This is a genomic window from Microbacterium sp. CJ77, assembly GCF_002911615.1.
Classification (GTDB): Bacteria; Actinomycetota; Actinomycetes; order Actinomycetales; family Microbacteriaceae; genus Microbacterium.
Window position 1 is genome coordinate 231,478 of sequence record NZ_PQBR01000006.1, and the last position, 17,849, is coordinate 249,326.

Here is a 17,849-nt window from a genome sequence, read left to right on the forward strand (position 1 = left end):
CAGTCTGTCAGCCGTCCGCGGGGTGCCGTCCGCCCACGCCGCGCACGCGCAGCTAGTGCCCGGCGCCGAGTCCGCCGCTCAAGCGCCCGTGCATCTGCGACGTGGCCTCGTTCATGCCCTCGAGAATGACGCGCTTGCCGAGGTGCTCGTACTTGGTCTGGATCGCATCGAGCGCGGCGACGGTCGATGCATCCCAGATATGCGAGTGGGACATGTCGATGACGACGCGCTCGGGATCGTGCGTGTACGCGAACTGCGTCGTGAGGTCGTTGCTCGACGCGAAGAACAGCTCGCCGTCGACCGTGTAGCGAACGGTGGGGACGGATGCCTCGCGGTCGGTCGCACGGGTGACGGACACGAAGTGCGCGACACGGCGGGCGAACAGCACCATCGCCGCCAGTACGCCGGCCCCGACCCCGATCGCGAGGTTGTGGGTCCATACCGTGATCGCGACCGTGATGAGCATGACGGCGGTCTCGCTCTTCGGCAGGCGCTTGAGCGTCGACGGGCGCACGCTGTGCCAGTCGAAGGTCGCCACCGAGACGACGATCATCACGGCAACGAGCGCCGCCATCGGAATGACGGCGACCACGTCGCCGAGCGCGAGGACGAGGATGAGCAGGAAGACACCGGCGAGGAACGTCGAGATGCGTGTGCGCGCCCCGGATGCCTTGACGTTGATCATGGTCTGGCCGATCATCGCGCAACCGCCCATGCCGCCGAAAGCGCCGGAGAGGATGTTGGCGGCGCCCTGGCCGAAGGCCTCGCGGGTCTTGCGCGAGTGGGTGTCGGTGATCTCGTCGACGAGCTTGGCGGTCATGAGCGACTCGAGCAGGCCGACGATCGCCATCGCGGCCGCGTAGGGGGCGATGATCGAGAGCGTCTCGACGTTCAGCGGCACGTTCGGGATGAACAGCTCGGGAAGGCTGCGGGGGAGTTCGCCCTGGTCGCCGACGGTGGGAACGCTCAGGCCGAACACGACGGCTGCCGCGGTGAGCAGGACGATGGCGATCAGCGGCGCGGGGACGACCTTCGTGAGGCGAGGCATCAGGTACATGATCAGCAGCCCGATCACGACGAGGGGGTAGACGAGCCAGGGGACGTCGATCAGCTGCGGAAACTGGGACACGAAGATCAGGATCGCGAGGGCGTTCACGAACCCGACCATCACCGAGCGGGGGATGAAGCGCATGAGTTTCGCGACTCCGAGCGCCGCGAGCACGATCTGGATCGCGCCGCCGAGCAGCACCGTGGCGATGAAGTAGTCCATGCCGTACTCGCGCGCCACGGGTGCTATCACGAGGGCGATCGCGCCGGTCGCGGCCGTGATCATGGCGGGTCGGCCGCCGAGGAACGCGATCGCGACGGCCATGATGAACGACGAGAACAGGCCGAGGCGCGGATCGACGCCCGCGATGATCGAGAACGCGATCGCCTCGGGGATCAGTGCGATCGCGACGACGAGCCCGGCGAGCACCTCGCGGGTCAACAGTCGGGGGCTCCGGAGTGCCTGCATGACCGTCGGCTCGATGCGATAGCGGGACTTCGGGTCCTGGACGGGGATGACGTCGGTCATGGCGCTCCTGACGGGGGAGGGGGCGGTGTGGGTCGAGGGCGCCGATGCGCCGGGGCCGGCGATGCCGTCCTGGGAAGATGGGGAGGGCGCCGAAGATGCGCCACTGGCCAAACTCTACCGTAACGTAAGGTTTGACCGCGAGCGAGCTTCCGAGGAGCGACGTGAGTAACCCAGGGCCCATGCACATCGGCGAGGTCGCCGAGCGCACGTCGTTGTCGCTGCGGACGCTGCGTCACTACGACGAGATCGGCCTGATCGTGCCGTCCGGTCGCACCGAGGGTGGCTTTCGCCTGTACGCGGAAGAGGATGTCTCGCGCATCATGCTCGTGCGCCGGATGAAGCCGCTCGGCTATTCGCTCGACGAGATGCGTACGGTGCTGGCGGCGTTCGACGAGCTCGCTCGGGATCCCGCATCGGCGGAACATCTCGCGACGATCCGCGCGATCCGAGAGGCCGCCGAGGATCGACGCCGAAGGCTCGTCGAGCAGGTCGCGATGGCCGAGGAGTTCCTCGATCAGCTGGCGTCGCTCGAGGTCCCACGGTAGACATCCGTCCCCCCGGGATGGCCGCGCATAGACTTGTATCTATGAGTGCGTCCGAGACTTCCGGGGAGTGGACGATTCTCGGCGACCCCACGCGCGCCCGGATCGTGCGGCTGATCCGCGAGTCGCCGGACGGGCGGGCCCTGGTCGGCCGCCTTGCGGACACGCTCGGGTTGCGCCAGCCGACGGTCAGTCATCACATGAAGGAATTGACCGCCCGGGGAATCGTCGTGCGCCAGCCCGAGGGGCGCCGGGTCTGGTACTCCCTCGATCCCCGTAACGCGGATCGTGTCGATGCCCTCCTGGGTGAGGACGCCTCGGCGCCACGCGTCGAGCTGGATCTGCCCCGGATCGTCGACCGTCTCACCGAGCGTTATCGCGGCACGTTCAGCCGCGAAACGATCGAGCGCTACGTGACCGAGAGCCACGACCTGATGTCGGCGAACAATCCCACGACGCTGATCGGGTCCCGCACCGCGGCGTTCGCGACGGGGCGCCTGGATGCCCTGGTTCGATCGAGCGCACCTCGCGGTGCCGTGCCGGAGGTCCTGTTCGTCTGCGTCGAGAACGCGGGGCGATCCCAGCTCGCGGCCGGGATCCTCCGACAACTCGCGGGCGACCGGGTGATGGTTCGCACAGCGGGCTCCGCGCCCGCGGGTGCCGTGCGCACCACCGTCGTCACCGCCCTCGACGAGATCGGCGTCTCTCTCGGGGGCGAATTCCCGAAACCGCTCACGGACGAAGCGGTGCGTGCCGCCGATGTCGTCGTGACCATGGGCTGCGGGGACGCGTGCCCCGTGTATCCCGGCCGACGGTATCTCGATTGGGACCTCGAGGACCCGCTCGGCAAGTCGCTCGAAACGGTGCGGGGCATCCGTGATGACATCGAAGCGCGCGTGCGAGAACTGCTGGGTGAGCTTACGCCCACCTGATCGTTCATCTCTCGGTCTTTCGTATTGATAGATGGAGGTCTATGCTTTCGAGTGAGGAAAGCGAGACACCATGAACGTCACATCCATCGTCGATTCGCCGCGAGGCGCCCGGCGCGTCAGATCATTCGGCATGGCCGTCGCGGTGATCTCGGGGGCGCTCCTGCTGAGCGCATGCGCGGGGGAGTCCGGGGGCAACGAGACCAGCGGAACGCTCGGCGGCACCGTCGTCACCGACGGGTCGTCGACGGTCGCGCCCCTCACCAACGCCGCCGCCCATCTCTTCGCCGGGCAGGAGCCGGACGTCGACGTCGTCGTGACGATCACGGGCACCTCCGCCGGATTCCGTGCCTTTTGCGACGGCGAAACCGACCTGTCGAACGCATCTCGCGCGATCTCGGACGATGAGATCGCTGCCTGCGAAGAGGCCGGGGTCGAATACACCGAGATCATCGTGGCCAACGACGGTCTGTCGGTCATCATCAACCCCGAGAACGACTGGGCAACAGATCTCACCGTCGAGCAGCTCGCGACGATCTGGGCACCCGAGTCCGAGGGCGACATCACGAACTGGAACCAGGTCGACCCCGACTTCCCCGACGAGCCGATCGTGCTGTTCGGCGCGGGCGACGACTCGGGGACCTTCGATTACTTCAGCGAGGCGATCAACGGCGAAGAGGGCGCTATCCGCTCCGACTACAGCGCCTCGGAAGACGACAACGCGACGGTCGACGGGGTCGGACGGGAGCGCGGTGGCATCGGATTCCTCGGTCTGAGCTACGTCGAAGAGAACGAGGGGGTCATCGTCGCCGCATCCGTCGACGGAGTCTCGCCGACCGTCGAGACCGTTCAGGACGGCAGTTATACGCCGCTCAGTCGTCCGCTGTTCATCTACGTCAACAACGCTTCGTATGCCGACAAGCCCGAGGTGAAGGCGTTCGTGGACTTCTACGTCGAGAACGCGGTGGACATCGCGCAGCGGGCCCTCGTCGTGCCGCTCACCGCCGAGCAGATCACCCTCGCCCAGGACGAACTCGCCTCACTCGGCTGAAAAGGACCATCATGCACATCGTCGCCATCGGCGGAAGCGACGCGGGAATCTCCGCCGCGCTCCGTGCCCGCGAGCTCGACCCCTCCGTCGACGTGACCGTCGTCGTCGCCGACGAATACCCGAACTACTCGATCTGCGGCATCCCCTACTACTTCTCGGGGGACGTGCAGCCCTGGCAGTCGCTCGCGCATCGGACGCACGCCGACCTCGAGGCGACCGGGATGCGCCTGCGGCTGAACACCCTCGCGACACGCATCGATGCGGGTGCGCGGCGCCTGACGGTCCGCGACGGGTCGGGGGAGTCGCAGATCGCCTACGACGAACTCATCGTGGGCACGGGCGCTCTGCCCACGTACGCCGGAATCGCGGGGCTGGGGACGCTGGGTCCCGCGGACGGCGTCCACGTCATCCACTCGATGGGTGACACGTTCGCCCTCGACGCCCACCTGGCCGAGCGCGACCCGCGCACCGCGGTGATCATCGGTGCCGGATACGTCGGCCTCGAGATGGCCGAGGGATTCCGCGCCCGCGGGATGCGTGTGATCCAGTTGCAGCGCGGGCCCGAAGTGCTGTCGACGCTCGATCCCGAACTCGCCGCCACCGTGCACGACGAACTCGCCGCCCACGGCGTCGAGGTCCACACCAACACCCTGGTCAAGGGCGTCGAGAAGACGGATGCGGGACTCGTCGTGCACGCGGAGCGCCTCGGCCAGGCCGTTTCGCACACCGCGGACCTCGTGCTCGCCGTCGTCGGGGTGCGGCCCAACACGTCTCTGCTCGAGGAGGCCGGAGCGAGCCTGGGCGCGGGGCGTGCCGTCGTCGTCGACGAGCAGATGCGCACAGGACTGCCCCACGTGTTCGCCGCGGGAGACGGCGTCGTCACGCACCACCGCCTGCTCGGGGTGACCTACCTGCCGCTCGGCACCACCGCGCACAAGCAGGGCCGTGTCGCGGGCGAGAACGCCGTCGGCGGGCAGGCGCGCTTCGCCGGATCGGTCGGTACCCAGGTTGTGAAGGTGTTCGATGTCGTCGCAGCACGCACGGGCCTGCGCGAACACGAGGCGATCGCGGGCGGCTTCTCGCCCGCGACGACGCAGACGACGGCCGACGACCACAAGCGCTACTATCCGGGCGCTCAGCCGATCGACATCCGCATAACCGCAGACACCGAGTCCGGCCTGCTCCTGGGCGCACAGCTCGTCGGGCGACTCGGAACCGAAACCGCGAAGCGGGTCGACACCTACGCGACCGCCCTGTTCGCCGGGCTCTCGGTCGAGCAGATCAGCGACCTCGACCTTTCGTACACGCCGCCCCTCAGCTCGCCCTGGGACGCCGTCCAGATCGCAACGCAGGCCTGGTCGCGGGCCCACAACATCATCGGAGTAAGCGCATGACCACGGAATCCGTCACCGCCAAGCCCACGGTTCTCTTCATCTGCCAGCACAACGCGGGCCGCTCGCAGCTCGGCGCGCACCTGCTCGACGTCGTCGCCCCGGGGCAGTTCCTCGCGACCAGCGCGGGGCTGAAGCCCGCGGCCGAGATCAACCCCGTCGTGGCGGAGTCGTTGCACGAGCTGGGTGCCGACACATCCGCTGCCATTCCCCGCCTCGTCACCGAGGCCGATCTGGCCGACGCGGACGTCGTGGTGACCATGAAGCCCGGGCTCGCGCTTCCCGCGCCGGTTGGCGAACGCCTGGTCGAGTGGGAGTTCCCGAACCCCGAGGAGTGGGATCTCGACGGCGTGCGCGGGATGCGGGACGCGGTCGCGGCTCAGGTCCGCGAACTCGCCGCGGAACTCACCGCGCTGCGATAGGAACTGCTGGCGGAGGATAGGGGATTCGAACCCCTGAGAGCTTTCACTCAACACGCTTTCCAAGCGTGCGCCATAGGCCACTAGGCGAATCCTCCTGGGGCCCTCGCGGGCCGCCGACCATCCTATCGTGCCGCTCGCATCTCTGCCGCCCGCCGACCGAAGAGCGACCGGGGGATCAGGGCCGCGGTGACACGCGTCCGCCGGTCCGCGACGGCCAGCATGCTCGCACGGACGGTGCGCACGGCATCGTCGAGCGGCGGTTCGGCCGCGCGCGGATCCTTCGTCTTCGGCGGCGCGTAGCTCACGTGTTCGATCGCGGCGACGAGCACGGCCATCGCCGCGGCATCCGCTCCCTCTTCGTCGACCAGTCGTCGTCCCAGCACCCGCGGCGACTCTCCGCGGGGCAGAGCGATGCCGAGGTCGAGGGCGGTGTCGGATGCCTCGTCCCACGCCGCCGCGGCGTCGCCCGTGTGCGCCACGATCAGGCGGTGCCGCCGCCGGATGGCACGCCACACGCCGGGCAACGCGAGCACGAAGACGACGGCGAGCGCGAGGCCGATGGGCGGACCCGCGTTGACGCCGGTGGTGCCGGTCGATGCATCGGTGCCATCCGTCCTATCCGTCTCGTTCGGCGCGTCCGATGCCGATGGCGCCTGGGAGGCGAGCGGCGCGGCCTCGCCCGCGAACCCGTCGGCCGTCCCCGAGGTCGCGGACGAGGCGAACGCCGTCGGCACGCCGAGGCTGTTCGTCGGCTCGAACGGGATCCATCCGATGCCCTCGAAATGAACCTCGGGCCAGGCGTGCAGCTGCGAGCTGTAGACCTCGTGGACCGTCTGATCGTCGATCGACTCGTTCGTCGCCGTGCCGGGCAGGTACCCGACCACGATCCGGGCCGGCATGTCGAGGGTGCGCGCCATGATCGCGAATGCCGAGGCGAAGTGCACGCAGTAGCCGCTCTTCACTTCGAGGAACTCCTGCACGGCCTCGAGCCCCGTGCCGTCGAAACCCGATCGCACGGGTGCGTTGAGCGAATACTCGAACTCGAGGCCGCGGAACCACCGTTGCAGGGCGACGAGCGCGTCGTAGTCGCTGCTCGTCGCGGAGGTCACGGCCAGGGCCTGCTCTCGGATGGCGGCCACGGCGGGGTCATCGTCGGGCAGGCCGAGCGTGGGCGAATTCGCCTCGATGGTCGCTTCCGAAGCGCGGATGCGTTCGGCGGACGGTCGGGCGACGTCGTAGGTGATCTGGTAGTCCTGGCCCTGCGGTGACGAGGAGCGCGAGATGACCGTGCGGTTCTGGGGAAGTACCGACCACTCGCCCTCGATGCCCTCGAGTGCGACAGCCGGGTAGGGCACCGGAAGCCACGGACTCACGTAGTTCACGACCTGCACCGTGGCGGTGTATTCGACGATGGGCACGTCGGGGTCGACCGCGACAGGCTCGAACTCCTCGTCGAGGGAGGCTGTCTGGCCACGGTCGGGCTGCCACTCGTCGCCGTCGAACCGCGACAGCGTCACGGCGCGGAGGTAGGGCGGAGCCGGCGCGTCGCTGCGCACCTGCAGCACCTCTGTGTCCTGCGGTCGCCGCAAGTCGCGACCGAGATCGAGCGACGGATCGATCGAGTTGCCGCGGACGGCGACGACGCTCGTGCCGCCCAGGACCGGCGCGGGGAGCGCGGGTGTCGCGACGATCGCCACGACGAGCGCGGCGGCCCCCACTCCGACGGCGGTGACGGCCGTGCCCCGCCGAGTGCCCTCTGTCGGTGCGAGATCGTCGGCGGAGCGGCGAGTCCCATCTGCGCTGGAGGCGCGGGCGCGTGTCGCCGTCTCGACACCCAGCAGCAGCAGCAACCCGACGGCGAAGGCGATGAAGCTGCCGACGTCGATGCTCCGGGGGACGGCTATGGAGGGGATGAGGTAGATGGTGATCAGCGCCACGATGGCGAGCAGGGGCATCCGAGCCGTGACGACGACATGATCGATCGCGATCGCGAGCAAACCCGCGGCCGCCACGATGACGAAAGAGAGGGGCATCCCGGCGACCAGGGGGGCTGCCCCATCGCGCACCTGCGTCATCGCCGCATCGATGAGGAGGGGGACTTCACGGAACGTCGCGGGCATCGGGATCACGCCGAGCAGAGCCGAACCACGAGCGAACACGGCGGTGATCGCGACCACCCACACGGCGAGCCCGATCAGACTCACGGCGAGCGGCGGCAGGCCGAAGCGTCGTGCGGTGTATCCGGCCGCCAGCACGACGACGATGATCGCGAACGAGCCGACGATCCACACGCCCGGCTCGATAACGCGGGCGAGGGGCAGAAGCGCCGTCGACACCGCGACGAGCACGGCGAGCGCGAGCCCGATCGATGGTCGGGGCCGGCGCCGCGCCTCACGCGTAGACATGGCCTGCGGCATCGATATGGTGCGCGCCGCGGTCGGCGACCTCCGACCACACGCCCGCGAGGTCGACTTCGGGGCCGATCGCGGCGGTCCGCCACCCGGCCTGCGTAGCGCGCTCGAGGGCATCCGCGGAGGGCGTGGCGGCGAGCAGGATCGGGAGGCTCGAGTGGTGGGCGAGCGGTGCCAGCGCGTCCGCGTCCTGTAGGCGCAGGATGCCCGTGATCAGAACGATCGGGCCGGCCTGAGCGCCGGCATAGCGCTGAGCGAGACCCGGCAGGGTGTCGTGGCGGCGCGACGTGAGGGATGCGAACCGCAACAGCATCTGTTCGACGTCCTCGGGCGCATCGATGCCGGGGATCGGTTCGCAGATCGGCGTGCCGTCCGTGTCGATCACGCCGACCTGGTATCCGTCGCGCGCGAGCCGCAGGACGATCGACACACAGGTCGACAGCGCGGATTCGAACGCGGGATCCTGTCCGGTACCGTCCCGCGCCGAGGTATCCCACCGCGGAGCGCCGAGATCGAGCAGCACGGTCGCCGCGTGGGTCGACTCCTGCTCTTCCTGTCGCACCATCAGGGTGTCGCGGTGTGCCGTGACGCGCCAGTGGATGCGACGCATCGAGTCCCCCGGGACATAGGGGCGGGCGATCAGGTTGTCGGCACCCTGCCCGAGCTGGTCGGACGAGGCGTGCAGGGCGCCGCCCGCTTCGCCCGCGGAGATCGCGACATGGGGGAGCGGGATGGTCGCGGGCACCGCCACGATCCGCGTGTCGCCGACCGGGGCGTGCGTGCGTCGGACGAGCCCGAAGGGGTCGGTCGTCCGCAGGGTCAGGGGGCCGATGCTCCACACGCCTCGACGTACGGCAAGCGCCGAGTACGCGATGTCGAGTGGCTGATCGGCACCGGCCGAGCGGGTCGCGAAAACGGACGCATCCCCCCGAGCATCGCCCTCGAGTGCCTCGGGCAGCTCGTCCGTCCAGCGGATCGCGCCGAACGGCGAAACGCTCCGCATCGACACGCGCGCGTGGACCCGCGTCTCGGATCCGACCGGCACGACATCGGGCCGGAGCGTTCGTTCCGCCTGACCGACCCGACGACCGATGTGCAGCAGGGCGAAACCGGCGGCGAGCAGGGCGAGCAAGAGGCATCCGATGTACATCAGCTCGACGATGCCCAGCTCGCGGGCCGCGACGAAGCTCACGATAGCGATCAGGAGGGCGCCGCTGCCGCGAACGGTCAGCGGCCAGCTCCTCGAGGTCTGCCGTTTCACGAGCGTGCCGCGACCGGTACCCGAACTGTTGCGGCGATACGGTCGATGATCGCGGCGACGGTGTCCGTTCCGCCCCGAGCACGCGTACCCGTGACGCTGCGGGTCGGGATGAGGCGATGCGCGAACACGGGTTGGAGCAGCGCGATCAGGTCATCGGGGATCACGAAGTTTCGCGCGTCGAGCGCGGCCCAGACCTTGGCTGCGCGCACCAGCTGGAGCGTCGCGCGCGGGCTCGCGCCCAGCCGCAGGTCGGGGTGCGTTCGCGTCGCCTGCGAGAGCGCGACGGCGTACTCCTCGACCGAGGGTGAGATGTGCACGGCGCGGGCGAACGCGATCATCCGCGACACCTCGGCGGTCGTCACGACGGGCCGCAGGGCGACCAGGGGGTTCACGGTGTCTCGCTGACGCAGCATGAGCGCCTCGGACGCGGCGTCCGGGTAACCCATCGAGATGCGCATCATGAACCGGTCGCGCTGCGCCTCGGGCAGGGCGTACGTGCCCTCCATCTCGAGGGGGTTCTGGGTCGCGACGACGAGGAATGGATCGGGCAGCGGATGCGTTCGGCCATCCACCGTGACCTGCCCCTCTTCCATCGCCTCGAGCAGCGCCGACTGGGTCTTTGGTGAGGAGCGGTTGATCTCGTCGGCGATCACGATGTGGGCGAAGATCGCTCCGGCCTTGAACTCGAACTCGCGTTCGGCCGGGTCGTAGACGGACACGCCGGTCACGTCGCCCGGAAGCAGATCAGGAGTGAACTGGATGCGTCGCACGCTCGCGTCGACGGATGTCGCGAGGGCCTTCGCCAGCATGGTCTTGCCGACCCCCGGCACGTCCTCGATCAGCAGGTGCCCCTCGGCGAGGAGCGCCACGAGAGCCGTGCGAACGGCGGCGGGCTTGCCGTCGATCACGCTCGAAACGGCGGAGGTGATGGCGCCCGTGAGCGCGGCGAAGCGTTCCGCATCCATCTGCGCGGGGGGTGCGGGCGGAATCTCCGGCGCGGGGGACACCCTGCGTCGTACATCGGTGCGAGTCTGCTCAGACCCGTGCAGCAACTCAGCAGGTGCGGGTGAATCCGGCATGCGACCCCCTGGATCGTCGTCGGGTGGGAAGGGTCGACAGTGACCCTGCGTTATCCGATCGTAACCCGATGGGAGCGCGCCCGGGCCGGGAGTTGCCTGACTCTCGGCGGACGCGCACGGTGCGAGGCATCCGTTCGTTTTCTGCGCCGCCCGGGGGACGGTTAGACTTGATCCAGCTCTCCGCGCGGCGGCATCCAGGCCAACTCCCCCAGGACGGAAACGTAGCAAGGGTAACCAGGCTCTGCCGGGTGCGCGGAGAGTCTTATTCTCTTGCGGCGCCTAGGCTGGACGACGTGGCGCAGAGCATCTTCATCACGTCCGCAGAGGGCCATTCCGGTAAGTCCTCGATCGCCCTCGGCGTGCTCGACACGCTGAGCCACGCGATGGCCCGCGTCGGGGTCTTCCGTGCCATCGCGCGCTCGACGCTCGAACGCGACTACGTCCTCGAGATGCTGCTCGAACACGACGGTGTCGACCTGCCCTACGAAGAGTGCGTCGGGGTCACCTACGACGACGTGCGTTCCGACGCCGAGGCCGCGCTCGCCACGATCGTCGAGCGGTTCAAAGCGGTCGAGGCGCGTTGCGACGCCGTCGTCATCCTCGGCAGTGATTACACGGATGTCGGGAGCCCGGCCGAGCTCGCATACAACGCACGCATCGCGGCGAACCTCGGTGCACCCGTCCTGCTGGTCCTCGGCGGTCGAGCGGGCCAGGGGCAGGGCGAACAGCTCGGAACCTCCATCGCCCGCACCCCGGACGAGATGGGCCAGATCGCCGACCTTGCGCTCGTCGAGCTCGCCCACGGCCGCGCAGAACTCTTCGCACTGGTCGCCAACCGTGCCGATCCCGATCGTCTCGGCGAGACCGTCGAAGCTCTCCGTCGCGCCGTGGCGGCGCACGGCAGCGAGGGCGTGCCCGTGTGGGCGATCCCCGAGGACAAGTTCTTGGTGGCGCCCTCCATCCGGGGCATCATGCGCTCGGTCGACGGCGCGCTGCTGGCGGGTGACCCCGACCTGCTCACGCGCGAGGCGCTGGGCGTCGTCGTCGCCGGCATGTCGATGGTCAACGTGCTGCCCCGCCTGTTCGAGGGCGCGGTCGTCGTGATCCCCGCCGATCGGTCCGAGGTGCTGCTCGCCGCCCTGCTCGCAAACGCCTCGGGCACGTTCCCCTCGATCTCGGGCATCGTGCTGAACGGCGGGTTCCCCGTGCCGGACCCGATCATGCGTCTCATGGAGGGCCTGGGATCGACCCTCCCGATCATCACGACCGACCTCGGCACGTACGACACGGCCGTTCGGATCATGAACACGCGCGGTCGCCTCGCAGCGGACTCGCAGCGCCGCTACGACACCGCGCTCTCGCTGTTCGAGACGCACGTCGACACGACCGAACTGCTCCGCGCCATCGGCGTCGCGCGCGCCACCGTCGTGACACCGCTGATGTTCGGATATCAGCTCGTCGAGCGCGCCCGATCCGATCGCCGCCGCATCGTCCTGCCCGAGGGTGGAGATGACCGCGTGCTGCGCGCCGCCGCCCGAGTGCTCGCCCGCGGCATCGCCGACCTGACGATCCTCGGCGAAGAGATCGAGGTGCGAAACCGCGCGATCGAGCTCGGGATCGACATCGCATCCGCCCAGCTGCTGAGCCCCTTCGACGCCGTGCACGTGCACCGCTTCGCGGAGGAGTACGCCCGGCTGCGCGCACACAAGGGCGTGACATACGCGCAGGCCGCAGACACCGTGACGGATGTCTCGTACTTCGGCACGATGATGGTCCACCTCGGGCTGGCCGATGGGATGGTCTCGGGCGCCGCGCACACGACGGCCCACACCATCCGTCCCGCTTTCGAGATCATCAAGACCAAGCCGGGTGTCTCGGTCGTCTCGAGCGTCTTTTTGATGGCGCTCGCCGACCGCGTGCTCGTGTACGGCGACTGCGCCGTGATACCCGACCCGACCAGCGAACAGCTCGCCGACATCGCGATCTCGTCCGCCGCGACGGCGGAGCAGTTCGGCATCGAGCCGCGCGTGGCGATGCTGTCGTACTCGACCGGCACGTCGGGATCCGGAGCGGAGGTCGAGAAGGTGCGCGCCGCGACGGCGCTGGTGCGCGAGCGGGCGCCTCAGCTCGCCGTCGAGGGGCCGATCCAGTACGACGCGGCCGCCGATGCCGCGGTCGCCGCCGCGAAGATGCCGGGATCGAGTGTCGCGGGCCGGGCCACGGTTTTCATCTTCCCCGACCTCAACACCGGCAACAACACGTACAAGGCCGTGCAGCGCTCCGCCGGCGCGATCGCCATCGGGCCCGTGCTGCAGGGACTGAACAAGCCCATCAACGACCTGTCGCGCGGGGCGCTCGTCGAAGACATCGTGAACACGATCGCGATCACGGCCATTCAGGCGCAGGGGGAGGCGGAGGCGTGAGCGCGATCCTGGTCGTCAACAGCGGGTCGTCGTCGTTCAAATACCAGCTGATCGACGTCGACACCGAGGACCTGCTCGCCTCCGGCCTCGTCGAGCGCATCGGCGAGGCGGTCGGCCGTGCGACCCATACGGTGACCGCGGCGGGGTTCGGTCACGGGCGCGCGGGCGAACCGGTGCCGACGGTGCTCGATGCCACCTATGACCGTGAGCTGCCGATCCCCGATCACACCGCCGGTTTCACCGTGATGCTCGAGGCCTTCGCCGAGAACGGTCCCTCCCTCGGCGAGACACCTCCCGTCGCCGTCGGGCACCGCGTCGTGCACGGCGGTGCGCGCTTCTTCGAACCGACCGTGATCACGCCGCTCGTCGAGATCAACATAGAAGACCTCTCGGTGCTCGCACCCCTGCACAACCCCGCGAACCTGCAGGGGATCCGTGCCGCCAAGCGGGCCTTCCCCGACATCCCGCACGTCGCCGTCTTCGACACCGCGTTTCATCAGACCCTCGCCCCTGCCGCATACACGTACGCCATCGATCGCGAACTCGCGGAAGCGCACCGTGTCCGCCGGTACGGCTTCCACGGCACCTCGCACAAGTTCGTGAGCGAGGCGGCCGCTCGGTTCCTGGGGCGGGACGACGCCGACACAGGTGCCGACCTGCGCCAGATCGTCTTCCACCTCGGCAACGGCGCCTCGGTCACCGCGATCCGCGGCGGGCGCTCCGTGGACACCTCGATGGGTCTGACACCGCTCGAGGGGCTCGTCATGGGCACCCGCTCGGGCGACCTCGACCCCGCCGTGCTCATCCACCTGGCCCGCCGCGCGGGCAAGAGTATCGACGACCTCGACGATCTGCTGAACCGCCGGAGCGGGCTGTTCGGTCTCGCCGGCGTGAGCGACATGCGCGATCTCGTGGCGCGCAAGGACGCGGGCGACGCAGCCGCGGCGCTCGCGTTCGACGTCTACATCCACCGGCTCCGCGCCTACGCGGGGGCCTATCTCGCGCAGCTCGGCGGTGCCGACGTGATCTCGTTCACGGCCGGCGTGGGCGAGAACGCGGCCTCGGTGCGGACGGAGGCGCTCGCGACGCTGGGCTTCGCCGGCGTGGAGATCGACCCCGACCGGAACGCCGCGCGGGCCCCCGGCATCCGTGTCATCTCGACGGATGCGTCGCCCGTCACGGTGCTCGTCGTGCCGACGAACGAGGAGCTCGAGATCGCGAGGCAGAGCATGCAGGCCGTCAGGAGTCGAGCGACCGGGCGGGTCGCCGGCTGAGCCGCTGAACGAGGGTGTCGCACGGGTGAGTGCGCCGCCAGTACGCTGAGATCGCGACGAGAGCGAGTGTCGTCCGAAATGCCTCTCATCCGACCGTCGCCTGGAGGATCCGTGCCCGACGCTCTGCCCGATCTGTCCACGTACGATGCCGTGCTCTTCGACCTCGACGGCGTCCTCACGCCGACGGCTGAAGTGCACATGCACGCGTGGCAGACGATGTTCGAAGAGCTCTTCGCGGCGTGGGACATCACCCCGCCGTACACCGAACGCGACTACTTCGAATACCTCGACGGCAAGAAGCGCTACGACGGCGTCGCCAGCCTGCTCCGCAGCCGCGACGTCGAGGTGCCGTGGGGTGATCCGTCCGACCCGCCGACCGCCGACACGGTCTGCGGCATCGGCAACCGCAAGAACGTCGTCTTCTCGGGCGTGCTGCGCTCCGAGGGCATCACCGCGTACCCCGGTTCGGTGCGCCTGCTGGACGCACTGCAGGCCGCGGGAACGCCGATCGCCGTCGTCTCGAGCTCGAAGAACGCGACCGAGGTCCTGCAGGTCGCGGGTCTCACGGATCGGTTCCCCGTCGTCATGGACGGCGTGATCGCCGAGCGCGACCACCTGTCGTCCAAGCCCGCCCCGGATGTCTTCGTCGAGGCGGCGCGGCTTCTGGGCGTCGAACCCTCCCGCGCCGCGGCCATCGAGGACGCCATCTCGGGAGTCATGTCGGCAGCCGCCGGCGGCTTCGCCCTCGTGATCGGTGTCGACCGCGGCGTCGGTGCCGACGAGCTGCTCAAGGCCGGTGCGCACCTCGTGGTCACCGACCTCGGCGAGCTCGTGCCCTGATCTGCTTCCCGTCACCCCTTTTTCAGCTGGACCCGCGCTAAGGAGCACCCTCCGTCATGATCGATCGCGATCGGTTCCCCGTCGACCCGTGGCGCCTCGTCGAGACCTCGTACTCGGAAGAGGACACGGGGGTCACCGAGACACTGTTCGCGGTCGGGAACGGATATCTGGGGCTGCGCGGCAATCAGCCCGAGGGACGTCGCGCGCACGAGCACGGCACCTTCATCAACGGCCTGCACGAGACCTGGCCGATCCGGCACGCGGAGCAGGCGTACGGTTTCGCCGAGGTCGGGCAGACGATCGTCAACGCGCCCGACGCCAAGGTCATGCGGGTGTACATCGATGATGAGCCGCTCTCGCTCGATGTCGCCGATGTGCGGGAGTACGAGCGCGTGCTCGACTTCCGGGAGGGTCTGCTGCGACGCCATGTGGTGTGGTGCACGCCCTCCGGCAAGCAGGTGCAGGTCGACTTCGACCGCATCGTGTCGTTCGATGAGAAGCACCTCGCGGTCATGCGCCTGACCGTGACGGTCCTGAACGCCGATGCCCCGGTGACGATCTCGTGTCAGCTGATCAACCGCCAGGACGGCGAGGACGTCTACGGCGGCTCGGTCAAGCGCGCGAAGGCCGCGGGATTCGACCCGCGCAAGGCCGAGCGGATCGCGGCTGACAGGGTTCTGCTGCCGCAGGAGTACTGGCAGGAGGGCGTTCGCTCGACCCTCAGCTACCAGGTCAACGAATCGGGCATGACGGTCGCGGTGTCGGCCGATCACCTGGTCGAGACCGAGAACGACTACGAGGCGCGCACCCTCATCGAGCCCGACATCGCTAAGAACGTCTTCCGCGTCCAGGCGAAGCAGGGCGTGCCGATCACCGTGACCAAGCTCGTGTCGTACCACTCGTCGCGGGGTGTGCCCGCGCGCGAGCTCGTCGATCGCTGCCGTCGCACGCTCGATCGGGCCGAGTTCGAGGGCGTCGAATCGATCTACGCGCGCCAGCGCGATTGGATGGATGCGTTCTGGAAGCGCTCCGACGTGCGCATCGGCGGCCACGATGACCTGCAGCAGGCCACGCGCTGGTGCCTGTTCCAGCTCGCACAGGCGGCGGCGCGCGCCGACGGCCAGGGCGTTCCGGCCAAGGGCGTCACGGGATCCGGGTACAGCGGGCACTACTTCTGGGACACCGAGATCTACGTCCTGCCGTTCCTCACGTACACCTCACCGCTGTGGGCGCGCAACGCGCTGCGCATGCGAGCGCTCATGCTCCCGGCGGCGCGGCGCCGGGCCTTCCAGCTCAACGAGGCGGGGGCGCTCTTCCCCTGGCGGACGATCAACGGCGAAGAGGCATCCGCGTACTACGCCGCAGGGACGGCGCAGTACCACATCAACGCCGACGTGACCTATGCCCTCGCGAAGTACGTCCGCGGCACGGGCGACGTCGATTTCCTGTACCGCGAGGGCATCGACATCGCGGTCGAGACCGCGCGGCTGTGGACGACCCTCGGGTTCTGGCGCGAGGGCGAGGGCGACCCGACGTTCCACATCCACGGTGTCACCGGTCCCGACGAGTACACGACCGTCGTCAACGACAACCTGTTCACCAACGTCATGGCGCGCTTCAACCTGCGTTTCGCCGCGCGCACCGTGCGCGAGATGGAGCACGACGCCCCGGATGCCTACCGCCTGATGATCGATCGCCTGGGCCTCGACCCCCTCGAGGCCGAGGGGTGGGATCTCGCGGCCGAGGCGATGCACATCCCGTTCAGCACGGCCCTCGGCATCCATCCGCAGGATTCCCTGTTCCTCGAGCGCGAGGTGTGGGATCTCGAGAACACCCCCGCCGAGCGGCGCCCGCTGCTGCTGCATTTTCACCCCCTGGTGATCTACCGCTTCCAGGTGCTCAAGCAGGCGGATGTCGTGCTCGCGCTCTTCCTGCAGGGCAACCACTTCTCGGCCGAAGAGAAGCTGGCCGACTTCCAGTACTACGACCCCCTGACGACGGGCGATTCGACGCTGTCGGCGGTCGTCCAGGCGATCCTCGCGGCAGAGGTCGGGTACCAGGACCTGGCCCTGGAGTACTTCGAGCAGTCGATCTTCGTCGACCTGGGCGACCTGCATCACAACGCGTCGGACGGCGTTCACGTCGCCTCGGCCGGTGGAGTGTGGACCGCGCTCGTGTGCGGGTTCGGCGGCATGCGCGACCACTACGGCGAGCTGTCGTTCGATCCGCGGCTGCCCGCGTCGTGGCCCGAGCTGTCGTACACGCTGCGCTGGCACGACGCCCACCTGAACGTCACGCTCACGCGCGAGGCACTGACCCTGCGCCTCGACGAGGGCGAGGGGGAGCCGGTGGCCTTCTCGGTGCGCGGGACCGAGTACGTCGTCGCACCGGGCGAGACGCTCTCCGTGGAGCTCGCCGGTCAGGGCCCCGTGCGTGGGGGGCGGCCGACGATCGAGCAGTTCGAGGACATCCGGCGCGAAGACGGCACGCTGCTCTCGGCGTCGGTGCCCACCGTCACCACGGCGATCCCGATCCTCACCGGGCCGATCCCGGTCGGAAGCGCGGGCGGGCTCGGGGTCGGAGACGACGCGGACCTCGGCGCCGATTCCTGAGGGGCGCGGTCCGGATGTCGTCAGCGGTTCGGATGTCA

The 17,849-nt window shown here is 69.0% G+C and carries 13 protein-coding genes, 1 tRNA gene and 1 other RNA gene; 10 read left to right on the top strand and 5 right to left on the bottom strand.

Going from position 1 to position 17,849, the window contains the following annotated elements:
* Positions 1-52 precede the first annotated feature (52 nt).
* Positions 53-1,576: a SulP family inorganic anion transporter gene (locus tag C2868_RS01835; protein WP_100811849.1), complete on the bottom strand. Its 1,524-nt coding sequence runs from the start codon at positions 1,574-1,576 to the stop codon at positions 53-55.
* Positions 1,577-1,755: 179 nt separating this feature from the next.
* On the opposite strand from C2868_RS01835, the gene C2868_RS01845 reads away from it, so the two are divergent.
* From C2868_RS01845 to C2868_RS01865, 5 genes are all read left to right on the top strand, one after another.
* The gene (locus tag C2868_RS01845; protein WP_100811847.1) at positions 1,756-2,121 is read left to right on the top strand and encodes a MerR family transcriptional regulator; all 366 of its coding nucleotides are present in this window, start codon (positions 1,756-1,758) and stop codon (positions 2,119-2,121) included.
* Between the two features lie 41 nt (positions 2,122-2,162).
* Complete coding sequence (locus tag C2868_RS01850; protein ID WP_100811846.1) at positions 2,163-3,050, top strand: metalloregulator ArsR/SmtB family transcription factor; 888 nt, start codon at positions 2,163-2,165, stop codon at positions 3,048-3,050.
* Positions 3,051-3,120: 70 nt separating this feature from the next.
* Entirely contained in the window at positions 3,121-4,098 is a 978-nt protein-coding gene (locus tag C2868_RS01855) for a PstS family phosphate ABC transporter substrate-binding protein (RefSeq protein WP_232711290.1), read from the top strand.
* Positions 4,099-4,109: 11 nt separating this feature from the next.
* Positions 4,110-5,492 carry an FAD-dependent oxidoreductase gene (locus C2868_RS01860; protein ID WP_100811845.1) on the top strand — a complete coding sequence of 461 codons (1,383 nt, stop codon included), beginning with the start codon at positions 4,110-4,112 and terminating at the stop codon, positions 5,490-5,492.
* Positions 5,489-5,911 (top strand): low molecular weight phosphatase family protein, encoded by a 423-nt coding sequence (locus C2868_RS01865; protein WP_100811844.1) that lies wholly within the window; start codon positions 5,489-5,491, stop codon positions 5,909-5,911. The genes C2868_RS01860 and C2868_RS01865 overlap by 4 nt, the downstream gene beginning before the upstream one ends.
* A gap of 7 nt (positions 5,912-5,918) precedes the next feature.
* Here C2868_RS01865 and C2868_RS01870 read toward each other — a convergent pair.
* The 4 genes from C2868_RS01870 to C2868_RS01885 all read right to left on the bottom strand — a co-directional run bounded on the left by C2868_RS01870 (position 5,919) and on the right by C2868_RS01885 (position 10,548).
* Positions 5,919-6,006: transfer RNA gene (locus tag C2868_RS01870), tRNA-Ser, on the bottom strand.
* A gap of 27 nt (positions 6,007-6,033) precedes the next feature.
* Complete coding sequence (locus C2868_RS01875; protein WP_181003316.1) at positions 6,034-8,316, bottom strand: DUF3488 and transglutaminase-like domain-containing protein; 2,283 nt, start codon at positions 8,314-8,316, stop codon at positions 6,034-6,036.
* The gene (locus C2868_RS01880) at positions 8,303-9,583 is read right to left on the bottom strand and encodes a DUF58 domain-containing protein (RefSeq protein WP_103662801.1); all 1,281 of its coding nucleotides are present in this window, start codon (positions 9,581-9,583) and stop codon (positions 8,303-8,305) included. Before C2868_RS01880 ends, C2868_RS01875 begins: the two co-directional genes overlap by 14 nt.
* A complete protein-coding gene (locus C2868_RS01885; protein ID WP_103662802.1) occupies positions 9,580-10,548 on the bottom strand; it encodes a MoxR family ATPase in 969 nt (322 codons plus the stop codon). Before C2868_RS01885 ends, C2868_RS01880 begins: the two co-directional genes overlap by 4 nt.
* A 285-nt stretch (positions 10,549-10,833) precedes the next feature.
* On the opposite strand from C2868_RS01885, the gene ffs reads away from it, so the two are divergent.
* The 5 genes from ffs (at position 10,834) to C2868_RS01910 (ending at position 17,811) form a co-directional block, all read left to right on the top strand.
* An RNA gene (ffs, locus tag C2868_RS01890) (signal recognition particle sRNA small type) lies at positions 10,834-10,930 on the top strand.
* 25 nt (positions 10,931-10,955) lie between these two features.
* Positions 10,956-13,085 (top strand): phosphate acetyltransferase, encoded by a 2,130-nt coding sequence (gene pta / locus C2868_RS01895; protein WP_103662803.1) that lies wholly within the window; start codon positions 10,956-10,958, stop codon positions 13,083-13,085.
* Positions 13,082-14,359 carry an acetate/propionate family kinase gene (locus tag C2868_RS01900; protein WP_103662804.1) on the top strand — a complete coding sequence of 426 codons (1,278 nt, stop codon included), beginning with the start codon at positions 13,082-13,084 and terminating at the stop codon, positions 14,357-14,359. Before pta ends, C2868_RS01900 begins: the two co-directional genes overlap by 4 nt.
* Before the next feature lie 78 nt (positions 14,360-14,437).
* Positions 14,438-15,199, top strand: a complete 762-nt coding sequence (locus C2868_RS01905; protein WP_103662805.1) for a beta-phosphoglucomutase family hydrolase — start codon at positions 14,438-14,440, stop codon at positions 15,197-15,199.
* Positions 15,200-15,255: 56 nt separating this feature from the next.
* Positions 15,256-17,811, top strand: coding sequence for a glycoside hydrolase family 65 protein (locus tag C2868_RS01910; RefSeq protein ID WP_103662806.1), 2,556 nt, complete (start codon positions 15,256-15,258; stop codon positions 17,809-17,811).
* Positions 17,812-17,849: the final 38 nt, after the last annotated feature.